This is a genomic window from Syntrophotalea acetylenica (genome assembly GCF_001888165.1).
GTDB lineage: Bacteria > Desulfobacterota > Desulfuromonadia > Desulfuromonadales > Syntrophotaleaceae > Syntrophotalea > Syntrophotalea acetylenica.
Window position 1 is genome coordinate 2,353,706 of the sequence record NZ_CP015455.1, and the last position, 16,272, is coordinate 2,369,977.

Annotated in this window: 12 protein-coding genes and 1 pseudogene; 7 read left to right on the forward strand and 6 right to left on the reverse strand. The window is 51.0% G+C overall.

Annotated elements, in window-relative coordinates; genetic code table 11:
• Positions 1–353: 353 nt before the first annotated feature.
• From A6070_RS10865 to A6070_RS10885, 5 genes are all read right to left on the reverse strand, one after another.
• The gene (locus A6070_RS10865) at positions 354–1,070 is read right to left on the reverse strand and encodes a hypothetical protein (RefSeq protein ID WP_072285774.1); all 717 of its coding nucleotides are present in this window, start codon (positions 1,068–1,070) and stop codon (positions 354–356) included.
• 112 nt (positions 1,071–1,182) lie between these two features.
• Positions 1,183–2,118: a SphA family protein gene (locus A6070_RS10870; protein WP_072285775.1), complete on the reverse strand. Its 936-nt coding sequence runs from the start codon at positions 2,116–2,118 to the stop codon at positions 1,183–1,185.
• Positions 2,119–2,197: 79 nt separating this feature from the next.
• Positions 2,198–3,472, reverse strand: coding sequence for an MFS transporter (locus A6070_RS10875; RefSeq protein WP_072285776.1), 1,275 nt, complete (start codon positions 3,470–3,472; stop codon positions 2,198–2,200).
• A gap of 115 nt (positions 3,473–3,587) precedes the next feature.
• Positions 3,588–5,225, reverse strand: a complete 1,638-nt coding sequence (locus A6070_RS10880) for an aldehyde ferredoxin oxidoreductase family protein (protein ID WP_201787901.1) — start codon at positions 5,223–5,225, stop codon at positions 3,588–3,590.
• Positions 5,226–5,433: 208 nt separating this feature from the next.
• Positions 5,434–6,579 carry an iron-containing alcohol dehydrogenase gene (locus A6070_RS10885; RefSeq protein WP_072285778.1) on the reverse strand — a complete coding sequence of 382 codons (1,146 nt, stop codon included), beginning with the start codon at positions 6,577–6,579 and terminating at the stop codon, positions 5,434–5,436.
• A 541-nt stretch (positions 6,580–7,120) separates the two neighbouring features.
• On the opposite strand from A6070_RS10885, the gene A6070_RS10890 reads away from it, so the two are divergent.
• Positions 7,121–8,797: an alpha-keto acid decarboxylase family protein gene (locus A6070_RS10890; RefSeq protein ID WP_072285779.1), complete on the forward strand. Its 1,677-nt coding sequence runs from the start codon at positions 7,121–7,123 to the stop codon at positions 8,795–8,797.
• Between the two features lie 246 nt (positions 8,798–9,043).
• Here the strand turns inward: A6070_RS10890 and A6070_RS10900 are convergent, their stop codons facing one another.
• Positions 9,044–9,967 carry an AraC family transcriptional regulator gene (locus A6070_RS10900; protein ID WP_072285781.1) on the reverse strand — a complete coding sequence of 308 codons (924 nt, stop codon included), beginning with the start codon at positions 9,965–9,967 and terminating at the stop codon, positions 9,044–9,046.
• Between the two features lie 189 nt (positions 9,968–10,156).
• On the opposite strand from A6070_RS10900, the gene A6070_RS10905 reads away from it, so the two are divergent.
• The 6 genes and pseudogenes from A6070_RS10905 to A6070_RS10930 all read left to right on the forward strand — a co-directional run bounded on the left by A6070_RS10905 (position 10,157) and on the right by A6070_RS10930 (position 16,259).
• Positions 10,157–11,146, forward strand: coding sequence for an aldo/keto reductase (locus A6070_RS10905; protein ID WP_072285782.1), 990 nt, complete (start codon positions 10,157–10,159; stop codon positions 11,144–11,146).
• A gap of 30 nt (positions 11,147–11,176) precedes the next feature.
• Entirely contained in the window at positions 11,177–11,923 is a 747-nt protein-coding gene (locus A6070_RS10910) for an SDR family oxidoreductase (RefSeq protein WP_072285783.1), read from the forward strand.
• Complete coding sequence (locus A6070_RS10915) at positions 11,923–13,149, forward strand: multidrug effflux MFS transporter (protein WP_083558443.1); 1,227 nt, start codon at positions 11,923–11,925, stop codon at positions 13,147–13,149. The genes A6070_RS10910 and A6070_RS10915 overlap by 1 nt, the downstream gene beginning before the upstream one ends.
• Positions 13,150–13,179: 30 nt before the next feature.
• A pseudogene (locus A6070_RS16565) lies at positions 13,180–14,030 on the forward strand (aldo/keto reductase).
• 61 nt (positions 14,031–14,091) lie between these two features.
• Complete coding sequence (locus A6070_RS10925; protein WP_072285784.1) at positions 14,092–15,150, forward strand: alpha/beta hydrolase; 1,059 nt, start codon at positions 14,092–14,094, stop codon at positions 15,148–15,150.
• 11 nt (positions 15,151–15,161) lie between these two features.
• Positions 15,162–16,259, forward strand: coding sequence for an alpha/beta hydrolase (locus A6070_RS10930; protein ID WP_072285785.1), 1,098 nt, complete (start codon positions 15,162–15,164; stop codon positions 16,257–16,259).
• The last annotated feature ends 13 nt before the right edge of the window (positions 16,260–16,272 follow it).

The window sequence follows — 16,272 nt, forward strand, 5'->3', positions numbered from 1 at the left end:
TCCCGCGTGGTGTTAATATTTTTTACAACTGAACAGATGTGAGATTTCTTTACGTGAAGCATTTTTTGACATACGAACCAGATTGAACTGCACTGCGAAACACACCAAAGTTGAAACCACTGTTTCGTTTAGGCTGACTCGAGAAGGGTAACCACCGCTTCCAGGACAGGGAGGAGGCTCCGCGCACCGCCTGAAAAAGCCGGAGTCCGGCCGCTATCACCCGATGCGCCTCGTTCGAAGCGATCTGAAGCTAAATAATAAGACCTCATCCGCTGGTTAAATGGATGAGGTCTTATTATTGAAGATTGAAATTTTTCTAGGTCGCTTTGCAGGAATCTGGCTGTCGAACTTTTTCAGACAGCCGCGGCTGTTGTCATCTTTTTTGGCTTGCTCATCCCCGCTACAGCTAAAATAAGACCCAGAACGATTCCTAAAAGAGCGGCAAAAAGAATCTGAAAGTTAGGTGGAAGTAAAAAAGTAATGGTATGCGCCGGAATCCAGAACAGAGGCAGAGTCTTCTTAAAAACGAACCCCCACATGACCGACCAGTCGATTTTCTTCAAAATTCTCGCAAAATCGATCTTGGAGAAATATCCACCCAACGTACCCCCTGTTTCCTCGATATGGATATCGGAAACTTTATGAAGGGTCATAAACAATGGTGCGAACATGAGGTTCATGCAGACGCTGATAGAGAAGGCGACCAAAACTTTCGCAGCAGTCAAGTTTCCTGCGAGGGGGTTTTCACCTAATTTATAAAAATAGTGATCAACCAGCATAGGAGAACCCGTTGCAAAAATCACAAATGCAATTTTGATCAGCACACCAGTAAAGCCCCAGAAAATTGCCCTAGGGAGAAGTCCGAAACCTTCCTTGGTATAAATTCCTTGTGAAATTCGAAGCCCGATTACTTCACCCAGAGTTGCTAAAATAGAGAACTTTGCAAAACTCATAAGCAGAGCGTGCTGAGTTGTTGCTGTGTTGTAATAATACTGAGCGGTTTCCGATAGGAAAAAGGGGCTGAAAAAGGCTACTAGAATTACCAGAAACCAAAAGTCATTCTTTTTCATAAAATATCCTTACTACAATTCGTAGATTACCATTTAAGAGCCGGCAATATTTGAGATTTGCTCAATTGCTTGAAAGAAGACCCTTTAACTCCTATACTGCCGGCCCAACTGTTTAAAAAGCCCTGGTGATATTCAAACTGGTCATTATCCCTTCGGTACGGTCCACGGCTCCAAATTCGATGTTTGTCCGCATTTCGATCAAGGTTTTCCACTTGGGAATGGCAAACCTAATTTCCGGACCAACGGCAAACACTCGGTCATGCACTTTATCCCATGTTACATCCTTGCCCCGGTCGTCCGTGATCTGGAACTGGGCATATCCCACCACGCCGAGTTCAAAGCCCCGGAGCAGACCGATTCCCATCGAAGGAGGTAGAGCCTTTCCTATCCCCCACTCAAAGTGGAAGTCGTCACCGTACGTAACATCGTGGCCACGCTGCTTGAAGTGCGTTTCATAACGACCAAGCCAGGACAGGCTCCATGTTTTTTCCTTGTCGGGGTAATAGGTGCCGCCAAGGTCGAACTGTGCTGTCCAGTAGCCTTTCCCCGCCCCCGCAGGATGGTCGGGATCATAGTGACCGACAGGCACCCAGGCCATCGCGCCGAATACCGCGTCCCACTGTTTTCCATGCCAGGCAATGGCAATAGGCTCAACAACACAGTCACCGAGGGAGACTCGTTCATCTGAAATGGAGAAAGAATCAAAATCAAGATCAAAATCCGTGTAGACAACTGGGATGACCACGTTGGGAAGCCAATCCCCGCCGAGAAGCTTGATATTAGTTACCCAGATTGGCCTGTGAACCTGAGCGAAGACAAATAGGTCCAGATCCCCAGACGAGTCCTTATGGCCATCTTTCAACGTGTCGACATGATAGAAGAAATTGTATAAGCGATAGTAAAAACCGGGAGGGCCAACCGTAGCCACCTTGATACCTTCACCGCCGTTGGTGAAATGATTGCCGGCGCCTCCACCGGCCACGGCCGTTCCTGTCCAGAAAAGCAGGCAAACCAGCAAAAGAAAAAAAATTTGTATTTTCAACTTCATAACACCCCCTTGTGTAATGCCTAGAACTTGTTCAAATCATGAGTGAATAATTTTTGGGTTACTAAACATTCCATTTCTCTCAAGAAGCTTCGGCGGCACACCGTTCATCTGAGACTGAAGTTTTTTTCTCTCGTATTAAAAGAATTATCGCCATCCCAAAAACCGAAACAATTGTAATCATGGCAAGAGCCCAATAGAAACTGCCTGTCGTTGCGATTGCTTTACCACCCAGATAAAGACCCAAGGCACCGCCAAATGTGCCGACGCCATAACAAAAACCAACCATTCGGCCGAGAATACTCGGTGGGTAATTCATGCTGATAAAGGCACTAAGGGAGGCGTTCATAAACGGAATCCCCCACCCAGCGATCATAAGACACAACACCAAATACCCCATTTGGCTGAAAACGGGTTCCAGCAGAATCAAATAAGCGAACCCCCCTGAAATCAAAAAGCCAAAGAGTACTGCGGGCTTGGGGTTTCCACGAGCAATTTTATCGAAAAACAATCCGCCGACAAACGGAGCAAAGATTCCGACTGCAGTCAGTGCCAACGAAATATTACCTGCCGTTACCGGGGGCAATCCAACCCCCATGGACGCCGGCGATGCCAGATAAGGAGGAACCAAGTTGTATAAGACGTACAACCCCCAGGCATTGCAAACAATCACCAAGGTAATTAGCCAAGTTTTTGGCAACGCGAGGGCCTTGATGAAAGAAACCTGAACGCCCGAAGCCATAACATCCCCAAGCGACTTAAGCACTGCGGGAGAGGGCTGCCTGCGGGTAAAGACCAAGGCAAGCACTATTGCTATCCACCCCGGGATCGACATAAACGCAACCATCTTTTGCCAACTCCCCAAAAGGGTAAGTAAGGCGGGAGAACAGACCACACCAACAGTGGAACCAAGCGAGAGGGAACCAAAAAGAATCCCTGCAGCCAGCCCCTGTTCTTTGGGGGGAAACCACAGAGCCATAATCGGTCCTATTGTCGCAAATACAAAACCGACCGAGGCCCCTTGTACCAATCGACACAAAAAGACTGTTCCGTAGTTGCTTCCGATAATTGGCATCAAAACCGCGGGGACTGAGGTGCAAAGCAATCCAAGTACAAGTGCGGCGGTAATCCCGCACTTATCACAAACGACGCCCCCGAAAGTCAGCACACACGCCACCGCCAGAACGAAACCCATCATAAGGTTGGTGGCTGAACCAACATCAATCTGCAAATTTGAGGCGATGTCACCGAGAACCGGGGCAAAAACAATCATGTTGATATAAAGAGACAAAATGGCCACACTTCCAGCAAGCAACACCAACCATCGATAGTTTGAGTACACATTCTTATCTTCCATGCACACAACTCCTGTTCAGCAAGGGGGGGGAAGCCCCCCCTCCGGTTAGAAATGCCATTGTCCCGAAATTAATCAGCAAGAGACTTCTGCCAATTAAGGTGAGCATAAAACAACTCTAGAAAGGCAGTGCCGCATCGAGTTCTTCATTGGGAACGTCGAAAACATTTCCAGACTCAGGCAAAGCTTCCTCAGAGAAGAAAGCGGGGAGTCGGTCATCTTTTTCCGTGAAACCTGCCAATCGATTGAAGTTTTTCTCCAGAGAAAGGCACTGGACTCCTAAGCCCATCAGTTTTTCGATATCCCAATCGCCACCGTATTTAGCTCCTACCATCTCGGCAAGCAGTTGAATGTTTTCCGGGTTCTCAAAAGCGAAGCTGGCAAAGATACACATGCCCAAGGAATCCATCAATGCCATGGCAACTTGCGCATTCCGGGAAAGCTCGACCTTGCCTTCTTTGTCAGCGGGATCGCCAGGCATACCGATAACATTTCCGCATGTATGATCGCCTCCCATAGGCGAGGTGGCATAAGTCACGCCGGTACCCTTAAGACCCCGAGGATCATAGGCCGCAAGGGCCTGACCTTTAGCAGTGGGGATTCGCTTTACGCCAAAATGCTTGCCGGCAGTTTCAGTGCCATTACCAAGAATTCGGCCGCGTTCCGTACCATCAATCATTTCCTGAACGAGCTGAATGGCAGCCTCTCCGTCGCCCCAAGGAATTTCTCCGGCCTCCATGGCCACACCGATGGTACACCCTGCATCCATGGTATCAATTCCGAGGTCATCACACATCCGATCGATCCGTGCAATGGCGTCAATGTCTTTAATTTCGCAATTGGCCCCAACCAAACCTATGGTTTCGTATTCAAAGCCGGAAGTCAGATAGTTGCCGTCAGCATCGTTATAAATCTGTGAACACTTGATGATGCAACCAGGGTGACAGGCATGTACCATTACTCCATTACGATCTCCCTGCAATTCGGCAATGTGTTCACCACTGATGGCCTCGGCATGCTCAAAGGTACCCTTGCTGAAATTTTTGGTGGTAAGAATCCCCATGCCATTGGTTACATTGACCAAAACAGCCGTACCCAGCGCGCGCAAGCCGCCGACAACGTGATTGCCAAGAAGCGCCTTAGAATAAGTTTTATTTCTTACCGCAAAGGCTGTCTTATCAAGCATCTCACCCCGGTAATTCCCTTTTTCTTTAATGACAAAGGCCTTGATTTTTTTGGAGCCCATAACTGCACCAAGCCCTCCGCGTGCCGCTGCTCTGGCGGGTTTCCCATCGGGATCTGTAATTTGAACCGTCGAATTGCGGTAGCCACGCTCACCCGCGCAACCGATCGATGCGATACTTATTTTGGCGCCAAACTCCTGCTGAAGACAGGCAACCAGCTCGTAATTATTCATGCCAAGATACTTTTCAGCAGGCAGGAATTCGACAGAATCTTCTCCGAGCACGACAATGTGCCAATCGTCATCAGCAGGCTGGTCTTCGATGATGAAAGCCTTCAGGCCCAGGCTAAAAAGGTATTGGGCAAAAGTACCCCCGGCATTGGCCTCCTTGATGGTGCCGGTCAGGGGGCTTTTGCCACCAACGGAAAGTCGACCCGAGCAAGGCGCAGGCGTATCTGCCAGAAGGCCAACGCAAAATATAAGTTTGTTTTCCTTCCCCAAGGCATCACATTTGGGGTCAACCTCATCATTAAGAATTTTGGCGATGAGTGCTCGCCCACCAAACAGCTCCATCCCTTGGGGGGGGCGCTAAAAACGGCTGACTTGTCGGCCATGTTGATGCGCAGAAACTTCTTCATTTATCTACTCCTCTGAAACTCGGACAACGAGTCAAAGCATGATTGGTATGCTAGAAATTTTATTACTGCTTAATACGAATTCTTTTTGATCTAATTAAGCGGAGGCGGGCCCTTCACCATGCCTACCTCCGCAAATCATTTGCTTAATAGGCCTTTTCAAGGATTTGCAGTACATCCTCCTTGGTAACATCGCGAGGATTGAACATGGTCGAAATTTCTTTCAGCGCATCCTCGGCCAGCCGATCAAACAAGTCTTTGGGAACATCCAAATCATGTAATTTGGGAATTTCCAGTTTTTTGGACAGAGATTTAACGGCTTCAACAGCAACAGTTACAGCCTCTTCAGCCGACTTGTCGGCTACGTCAAGCCCCATAGCCAAGGCAATATCCTTGGTTTTTTCTGGAACGGCAACACCGTTGAATTCCATAACAAAAGGCAGACCAATAGCGTTTGCAACCCCATGAGGCAAGCCGCAATGAACGCTTAGGGGATGGGCGATACTGTGCACCAAGCCAAGTACAGCGCTGTTGAAGGCATAGCCGGCAAGCATAGAACCGAGCAACATATTTGTTCGGGCTTCCAGGTCCTGCCCGGTCTTGGTTGCTTTTTCCAAGTTTTTATAGATCAGTTCGATGGCCTTGAGGGCAAACAGGTCAGTGGGCACCATGGCCCCTTTGGAAACATAGGCTTCAATGGCATGAGTTAAGGCGTCCATACCCGTGGAAGCAGTAATAGCCGGCGGCATCCCCATGGTCATCTCGGGATCGGCCAGGGCCATGGTAGCACCGACAAATTGGCCACCGATAACCATCTTCTTCTTTTTGGTAGTATCAGTGACAATGGAAAAAGCCGTTACTTCACTGGCAGTCCCGGAGGTGGTGGGGATAGCGATAAGCGGCTTGGTCGGATTTTTCACCAGATTAAGGCCATCATATTGATTGATAGGAGACGGGTTAGTCTGCAGAATGTTGATGGCTTTAGCGCAATCGATGGAGGAACCACCGCCGAGTGCCACCATAACATCAGCTTGAAAAGCTTTTGCCTTTTGGGCAGCTTCTTCAACAATAGTGTCAGGAGGATTGGGCAACACCTCGTCATATTCCATAACCTCAAGACCCGCTTCCTTCAATGAACTGAGCACCACATCTGTCAAACCGGCGGCCTTGACACCTTTGTCATAGACAAAAAATACCTTTTTCGCTCCTAGCTGTTTTGCTACCTCACCGGTTTGTTTTGCAACGCCACAACCAAATTGAACAAAGCTAGGGATACCAAACATGAATTCCATTTCTTCTCTCCTAATCACTTGAGGTTAATTTGATGTTGCCATATGTCTTTTACTTTATTTGTTACCGATTTCTTTATGCCCTTCCTAAAAGCACCTCCTTTCTTAATCTCCACCTAAGGACCAGGGCACACACTCATGGTCATTGTGCAAGGGGAGCACCATGTTTTTTTGCCAAGGCGGAAATTCGCCATTTTTCCGTACAACATCGTTTCATTTCCGTTTCAACCATTCGTTTTAATAGCACTTTCTTGAGAACGAAATGGAAATCCCCTATAGGGAATTCTGGAAAAGGAGAAGACAAAAACCTCTTGTTGAGAGTGTTAAAATTTTTAACGGGACAAAAAAACGGTTTAAATATTTACGGCTCTAAAAGGAAAGAAAGGTCTTAAGGACTACAAATATTAAGCACAGACATTTAAAATTCGGCATTAAAGACAACCTCGGCAAGAAAATATCATCATAGAGGAGTTGCTAGGAATAGGCCTTGCAGCAGTTGTTCTGTTTAATTCCAAATCAATGATGGATTAACAGGAGACAAAGAATGAAAATGACAATTGGAAATTTTCTTTTTATGCGCCTCCAGCAGATTGGAGTAGGGCATATGTTTGGCGTTCCCGGTGACTACAATCTCCAGTTATTGGAGCAAATGAAAGAAGTGGATGGCATAGAATTTATCGGCACCTGTAATGAGTTGAACGCTGCCTATGCTGCGGATGGATACGCCCGCACAAACGGGGTTGGAGCGTTACTCACGACTTATGGCGTAGGAGATCTCAGCGCCGTCTGCGGGATTGCCGGCTCTTGTGCCGAACACGTTCCCGTCGTTTTCATCTCCGGTGTTCCCCCTCTCTACGCAATGAAGAATCGGTTGCGGGTCCATCACTCGCTAGCTGAAGGGGATTTCGATAATATTATGAATTGCCTCAAGGAATTCACGGTCGTGAACACAAGGCTGACTCCTGGCAATGCCGCGGAAGAAATAGACCGCGCTCTTATCCGCTGCTGGAGGGAAAAAATGCCTGTCTACCTCCAAGTTCCTTCAAACATCTCGTACCTGATGGTCGACGTTTCGGACTTTAAGCTGGAACTGAAACTTCCCGCAAGCGATCCCGAACGCTTGGAGAGTGCCGCCAGACACATTGCCAAACTGTTGAATGAAGCCAAAAAACCAGCCCTGCTTATCGATATGGATGCCGACCGCTCCATGCTCGTAGAAGGTCTCACCTCAGTTGTGAAGAAAAGACAGGTGCCTTATGCCGCATTCCGTACCGGAAAGGCGCTTCTGAGTGAAACTGATCCTCTCTTTCTGGGCGTCTACATCGGCGAGGCTTCAGAACTTTCAGTAAAAGAAGCGATTGGGACATCCGATTGCCTGATTGCAACAGCACCGTGCTTTGTCGAGAGCAGCCCGATGGTATCACCGAGCGGCATTCCCATCACAGCCCACGTATATATTCGGGGGGGAGACGTCACCGTCGAGGGCGAGGTCTACGAAGGGGTGACGGCGAGAGAGTTGGTTTTCCGACTGACAGAACTGGTTGAGAGCTGTCCAGAAAGATTTGAGCAACCTACATCCTTCACAAATGTTCCCACCCCTCAACCTGGGGCTTCGTTGACGCAGGCTCGCCTATGGCCGAGAATGAGAGGGTTCATTCGTCCGGGCGACGTTGTTGTCGCGGACAACGGCACCTCCAATATCTCCCTGACTGACGTGCGGTTGCCGGAAAATACCAAGTACATATCCCAACTCATCTGGGGTTCTATCGGTTATTCGCTACCAGCGCTGCTTGGTTCGATGATGGCCGCACGCGATCGACGACACGTCCTGTTCATCGGCGACGGGTCGTTTCAACTCACAGGACAAGAACTATCGACAATCCTAAAATCGGAACTGAAACCCATCATTTTTCTACTGAACAATCGCGGATACACAATAGAGCGCTATATACTGGGCATGCGCGAGGCCTATAACGACATCGCCAACTGGCGATACTCTGCGCTGCCTGCCGTCTTCGCGCCCGATATAGATACTTTTGTTGAAACTGTAGGAACTGAGGATAAGCTCGAAGAGGTCCTTCAAAAAGTCGAGGGATGCAACTGCGCCTGCTTCATTGAACTTCTTCTGGATCCTGAGGATGCACCTGCAGCCCTGAAAACTTTCGGTCCCCTGACTGCGAAATTGGATTACGGACCTAGAGGCCCTCAACGCACCTCATGAACCACCCTTCCGACACCAAAGCCTCTGATTTGGCGAGCATGCGCAATCCGTTTTTACTGGATAGGATTTCCGGTCCTGATTTGACAGTGGTTTCACTTCGCTCTTCCTGCCCCTGGTTTATTCGGGGCCATTTGGGCTTATTTGATGCCCAAAAGAAGACAAAATTCTTTCTGGAGAGGGAAATATTCCCTTGTGCCAAACATTATGCCGCCCAGATCAAGTTATGTATCCTGACCAAATCGTAGATCATTCATTTTCAAGGGTCACCATTTGTCGAAGGTTGGTGATATCGCGCATTGGAGGTGCACCGAATAGGCGACTGTACTCACGACTGAACTGGGTCGGACTCTCGTAGCCGACCTGAAAGGCGGCAGATGCGGCATCGATAGATTCGGACAGCATCAATCTCCGGGCTTCTTGCAGTCGCAGGTGCTTCTGGTACTGGAGTGGACTGAGCGCCGTCATGCTGCGAAAGTGGTGATGAAAGGTTGATGTGCCCATATTGGCCATTTCTGCAAGTTCGTCGACTCTTAACGGCTTTGAAAAGTTTGCTTTTAACCATGTTATGACTCGGGCAACTTGCTGGCTTTGGGTGCCCATCGCTGCGAGTTGCCGCAACCTCGCCCCCTGATCTCCCACCAGTAATCGATAATAAATCTCACGCTGGATTACCGGCGCAAGTATTGGAATGTCTTGCTCGTCATCAAGCAGGTCCACCAGCCTTTGAAAAGCGTTCACTAAGGTCACTGTCAATTCCCCGGTAGCCATTCCCCTGTCTGTTTTCTGGGTTCGTGGAGGAGGGAGCAGGCTATCCGCCATGAGCTGGGAAATGTCGCGATAATCAAACGTCAGCTTAAGGCCCAGATACGGCTTTTCATGGCTGGCCTCGATTACCTGGGCAACGACAGGTAAATGCAGGCCGGCGAAAAGATAGTGGCTCGCATCGTATATGTAAGTGTCATTACCTAACTGTACTCGTTTAGCGCCCTGAGCAATCAAGCAGACACTCGGTTCGTACATCCCGGTAATCGGCTCGGAAGGCTCGGTTCTGCGAAAGAGCGATAGTTCGGGAATGGCTGTTGGTCGCAACTCTCCTTTCTCAGCTAACCGTGCAATGCTTTCCACCAGACCACCCATGGCAGAATCAAGCATTAGCTTCTGCCTTTTCATTGGCAACCCCTTGTTTTAGGTATCTTCTGTTTTTGAGATAACGGTACTCGCCTAAGCATGAAATATCAATCATTTTGCTCCATCCAAGACGAATAGGCAATAATCAGACAGGATTGGCCTACCTCCTTGTGTGCGTATGGTGGGAATATTAGGGCAGGAAAAATACTGACCTTTATAAGGGGGTGCCAAATGAAAAAACGCAAACTGGGAAACAGCAATTTGGAAGTTTCATCGATTGGTTTTGGTTGCATGGGATTGAGTTATGGATATGGCCCGGCGACGGATAAGAAAGAAGGAATCGCTTTAATCCGAGCTGCCGTTGAGCGAGGGGTGACCTTTTTTGATACCGCTGAAGTCTATGGGCCGTTCACCAACGAGGAGTTGGTCGGCGAGGCCCTCGCCCCGGTTCGCGACCAGGTCATCATTGCCACTAAATTCGGTTTTACCTTTGGAGATGATGGCAAGCAGCAAATTTTGAACAGTAGACCTGAGCACATCAGGAAGGTCGCTGAAGAAAGCCTCAAGCGCTTGAAGACAGACATCATCGATCTGTATTACCAGCACCGTGTTGATCCCGAGGTGCCCATCGAAGATGTCGCCGGAACTGTTCGTGACCTGATCCAGGAAGGAAAGGTTAAGTACTTTGGGCTATCCGAAGCTGGAGTAGGCACAATCCGCCGTGCTCACCAGATTCAACCGGTTGCCGCTCTTCAGAGTGAGTATTCTCTCTGGTGGCGCGAGCCTGAGAAAGACATTTTGCCGGCTCTTGAAGAACTCGGGATTGGTTTTGTGCCCTTCAGCCCTCTTGGAAAGGGCTTTCTGACCGGTGCAATCAACGAGGACACAACATTTTCTGAAAATGATTTTCGTAACTGTGTGCCGCGCTTTTCGCCCGAGGCACGTAAGGCGAACCAGACTCTGGTCGATTTGCTTGGAGACATTGCAGCAAGCAAGCAGGCGTCACGCGCTCAGGTTGCTATTGCGTGGATTCTTGCCCAAAAGCCCTGGATTGTCCCAATTCCCGGCACCACGAAACTCCACCGTCTAGAAGAGAACATCGCCGGGGCTTCCGTCGAGCTGACAGCCGAGGATCTGCGCGAAATCGAGAGCGCGATGGCTAAAATCACTATTCAAGGGAATCGCTACCCTGAGGCCCTTCAGAAGCGGGTCGGTCGCTGAACGGCGGCTCGACCACAAGGAGAAGACATCGTGAACAACAACATCAAAGGAAAAGTCGTAGTCATTACTGGCGCAAGCAGCGGGCTGGGTGAGGCAACCGCCCGGCTCCTCTCGGCCCAGGGCGCAAGCGTCGTGCTGGGTGCGCGGCGTTTCGAGCGCCTCCAGACACTGGCAGAAGAGTTGAACCAGGGCGGTGGCAAGGTTTTGGCCATCCCTACGGACGTTACCGAACTCGACCAAGTGAAGCGACTGGTCGACACTACCGTACAGACCTACGGGCGTATCGATGTCATCATCAACAATGCCGGGCTGATGCCGCTCTCGCTGCTTGAACGCCTCAAGATCGACGACTGGAACCAAATGATTGACGTTAACATTAAGGGTGTGCTGAATGGCATCGCTGCGGCGCTCCCGTATATGCAGGAGCAGAAGAGCGGGCAGGTCATCAATGTTTCCTCGGTGGCCGGGCACAAGGTCCGCCCCGGAAACGTGGTCTATGCGGCGACCAAGCACGCGGTGCGGGTTCTGTCTGAGGGACTCCGCCAGGAGGTAAAACCTTACAACATCAGAACGACAATAATCTCGCCGGGGGCGGTGGCCACGGAGCTGCCGGACAGTGTCACCGAGTCGGATGTCGCCGACAATATTCGCAATTTCTATGAGGCATATGCGATCCCGGCTGATTCCTTTGCGCGAGCGGTCGCCTTTGCCATGAGCCAGCCTGATAATGTGGATATAAACGAAATCCTGTATCGGCCGACGGCTCAGGAATTGTGATGGCCTACTTGGATCAATTGAAGCCTCATGGGGATGCCGAGGCTCCACAGCCCCGTTTGTATGTACTCGCAGTCCTCAGCCTGTTGATGGGGTTTGCTTCCATTTCTACTGATCTTTATCTTCCCGCCATGCCCGCCATGGAGCGTTCCCTGCACGCAGATGCCGGCATGATCGAATGGACGATCTCAGGCTATCTGATCGGCTTCAGCTCAGGTCAGTTGTTATGGGGGCCGATCAGTGACCGTTACGGTCGTCGACTGGCAGTCGGCAGCGGGCTGATCCTGTTTGTGATCGGCTCGGCCGGTTGTGCACTGTCGAACAGTGCGCTGATGATGATCGGTTGGCGGATCGTTCAGGCTCTTGGCGCTTGCGCCAGCGTTGCTCTTTCGCGTGCCATGGTGCGTGACCTTTATGAAGGAACCAAGGCCGCCCAGATGCTGTCGACCCTGATCACGGTGATGGCCATTATGCCGCTGGTCGGGCCGCTGGTCGGTGGTCAGATTGTGGCCATGGCCAGTTGGCGGGCTATTTTCTGGGTTCTGGTCGCAGTTGGTGTGGTGACCATGAGCGCTCTTTACACCATCCCCGAAACCCTGCCTGCACATAACCGCAACCCGGAGCCACTTGGTCGGGCACTGTTACGCTATGTCGAGCTACTGAAGAATCGCCGGTTGCTGGGATATCTCGGTGCAGGCGGTTTTCTCTATGCTGGCATGTTTGCTTACGTTGCCGGAACCCCCTTCGTCTACATCAGTTATTACCATTTCCCGGCTCGCTTTTATGGCCTCCTGTTCGGGCTCGGCATCATCGGCATCATGCTGGCCAACATCCTGAACCGGTGGCTGGTGGGTCATTACACTTATGACCGGATTCTGTTGCTCGGGACGGTGACCGCCATGTGCTCCGGTCTTTGGTCAGGTTTCGCTGCCTATAGCGGCCTGGGAGGACTGTGGGGACTGGTTGTGCCGCTGTTTCTGTTTGCGTCAACTACCGGTCTCATTGTCGCCAACTCGATTACCGGTGCCCTGGTCGACTTTCCGCAACGGGCCGGTGCCGTCTCCGCCTTAACCGGTGCCGTTCAGTACGGCAGCGGAATCTTCGGTTCCGGGCTGGTGGGGCTGTGGGCTGATGGCACGCCTTGGCCGTTGGGATTGGTGATTGCCATGAGCGGACTCGGCTGTTTGCTGTCGATGTTGCTGTTGATTCCCGCCAGAGCTGGAAAATAAGGACTGTTTACGGTCCAAAGGAGAAGAATGATGGAAAAAGTTGTTTTGAATAACGGGGTCGAGATGCCGATTCTTGGTTACGGGGTGTATCAGATCCCCGATCAGGACGAATGTAAAGCCTGCGCTTTGGAGGCGCTGGAAATCGGCTATCGCCTGGTCGATACGGCAGCAGCGTACATGAACGAAGAGGCTGTCGGCAATGCGCTTAAAAAAAGTGGCATAGCGCGGGAAGAGCTTTTCGTCACCACCAAGCTGTGGATTCAGGACGCCGGTTAGGACAACACCAAAAGAGCTTTTGAAAAATCGCTGAACAAGTTGCAGCTCGACTACCTGGATCTCTACCTGATTCATCAGTCTTTCGGCGATGTCTACGGCTCCTGGCGGGCGATGGAAGACCTCTATCGAGCAGGGAAAATCAGAGCCATCGGGATCAGCAATTTCCAGCCCACCGGGTCATGGATCTCATCGTCCACAACGACGTCGTGCCTGCCGTCAACCAGATCGAACCCCATCCGTTCTGCCAGCAGGTTGAAGCCCGGAAATTTCTCCAGGAGAACCATGTTCAGATCGAATCCTGGGGGCCTTTTGCCGAGGGGAAGAACAATATCTTCTCCAATGAGTTATTGCAGTCAATTGGTGACAAATACGACAAAACCATCGCCCAGGTCGTGCTGCGCTGGTTGACCCAGCGAGGGGTTGTCGCCATCCCCAAATCGGTTCGCAGGGAGCGGATGGTGGAGAATTTCAACGTGCTTGGTTTTGAACTGAGTGCGGAAGATATGACGGCTATTGCCAGCCTGGACCGGAAGCAGGGCAACTTCTTCGACCATCGCGATTCGGCGATGGTCAAGTTGCTGGGCGAGAGAAAACTCGAACTCTAGATGCTCCGGGGCGGGCGGGCGTTTTATAACCAACATGACAAAGGAAAATAAGGAGAACACAATGTCCAGTTTGAAAATCGTAACCTTGCTATTGGCAGCAATTATCAGCATTTCAGCAGGAACCGCGATGGCTGCAGATTACAAACTCAATCCGTTTACCCTGACCTACGAAGGCGCGCTTACCGAGAATGTCAAAGGTGAAGTTAACATCCACCCGGTCACTTACAAACTGAATGGTCTCGATATTTCGGCCAACGTTTACACCCCGGCCAACTATGATCCCAGTCATAAATATCCGGCCGTGGTGGTGGCTCATCCCAATGGCGGTGTTAAAGAGCAGGTTGCCGGGCTGTATGCACAACGTCTGGCAGAGCAGGGATATATCACCATTACTGCGGACGCTGCATATCAGGGGGCCAGCGGTGGTCAGCCGCGCAATGTGGATAAACCGGCCAACCGGATTGAAGATATTCATGGCATGGCTGATTTCATCACGCAATATGCCGGGGTCGATGCCAACCGGCTGGCCCTCCTTGGTATCTGCGGCGGTGGCGGCTATTCTTTAAAAGCAGCACAAACCGACAAGCGTTTTAAGGCCATTGCCACCTTAAGCATGTTTAATTCCGGTCGGGTGAGACGCAACGGCTATATGGACTCGCAGATCGCCACCATCCAGAAACGTTTGCAGCAAGCCTCAGACGCCCGCGCACAAGAAGCGGCCGGAGGCGAAATACTCTATGCCGCCGATGCCAAGCTGACAGATGAACAAATCGCCAAGCTGCCGTTTGATCTCTATCGTGAAGGGTTCGGGTACTACGGCAAGACGCACGCACACCCGGATTCAACGTTTCGGTACACCATGAGCAGCCTGCTCGATCTGATGAGATTTGATGCCGCCAGCAATATGGACCTGATCAACCAGCCGTTACTTATGATGGCAGGGGCCAAGGCCGATTCCCTGTACATGACCCTGGATGCTTTCAAGGAAGCGCACAGTTCCAAAGATAAAGAGCTGTTTATGATCGCTGGTGCAACCCACATCGAAACCTATTGGAAGCGGCAATATGTGGACCAGGCCATGGGCAAATTGACCGAGTTCTTCGGCAGGATGCTAAAATAAGGAGCTGAACCATGAAGAAGAAAACCTTTCGTAGCTTAATCGTTGCGCTCACGCTGATATTGGTCAGCTTGAGCTTCTCCGCCGGTGCCGTCGCCCAGAGTAGTGGCAAACTTGAACCGCTGGTCATTCAGCAGCAAGGCAGTTTTGCCGTTGGTGGAACGGTCATCAGCACACCAGGCACCTTTAACCCGAACAAACCGTTTGAACCGGCCGGGCAGACCCTGCACGGCGACCATGCCTACGTATTTTACCAGAAGCCGGTGAACGCCCGCAAATATCCCCTCACCTTCCTGCACGGAGCCGGACAGTTTTCCAAAACCTGGGAGAGCACGCCCGACGGTCGTGAGGGATTTCAAAACATCTTCCTGCGGCGCAATTTCAGCGTTTACCTGCTCGACCAGCCCCGCCGCGGTGACGCCGGGCGCAGTACCGTGGCCATGAACCTTACCCCGAATACGGATGAGCAGATGTGGTTCCAGCAATTTCGCCTCGGCGTATGGCCCGATTTCTATCCGGGAGTGCAGTTTCCGAAGAACGAGGAATCCCTGAACCAATACTTCCGCCAGATGACGCCCAACACCGGCCCGTTCGACATGGATGTGATATCCGACGCCATCGCGGCGTTGTACGCCAGGACCGGACCGGGAATCCTGGTCACACACTCCCAAGGCGGCGGGCCGGGCTGGGCTTCCGTTATGAAAAGCCCGAACATCAAAGCCGTGGTGACCTATGAATCGGGCAGCGGCTTTCCCTTTCCTGATAACAAGGTTCCTACGCCCATTCCCAACAGGTTCAACAAAAAACTCGAAGCCTACGGCGTTCCGATGGAAGACTTCAAAAAGCTGACTCGGATTCCCATCGTCATCTACTACGGTGACAATATCCCCGACACCCGCCACGAAAATCCCGCCCTGGATTACTGGTACGCCGCTGTTCAAATGGCGGAAAAGTGGGCCGAGACGGTCAACAAACACGGCGGAGACGTGACAGTCGTGCACCTGCCCAAGGTTGGGATCAAGGGCAACACGCATTTTCCGTTCTCGGATCTGAACAATGTTGAGGTCGCGGATCATTTATCCGCCTGGCTGGCAAAGAAAGAGCTGGATTAAGGCTAGCAGCGTG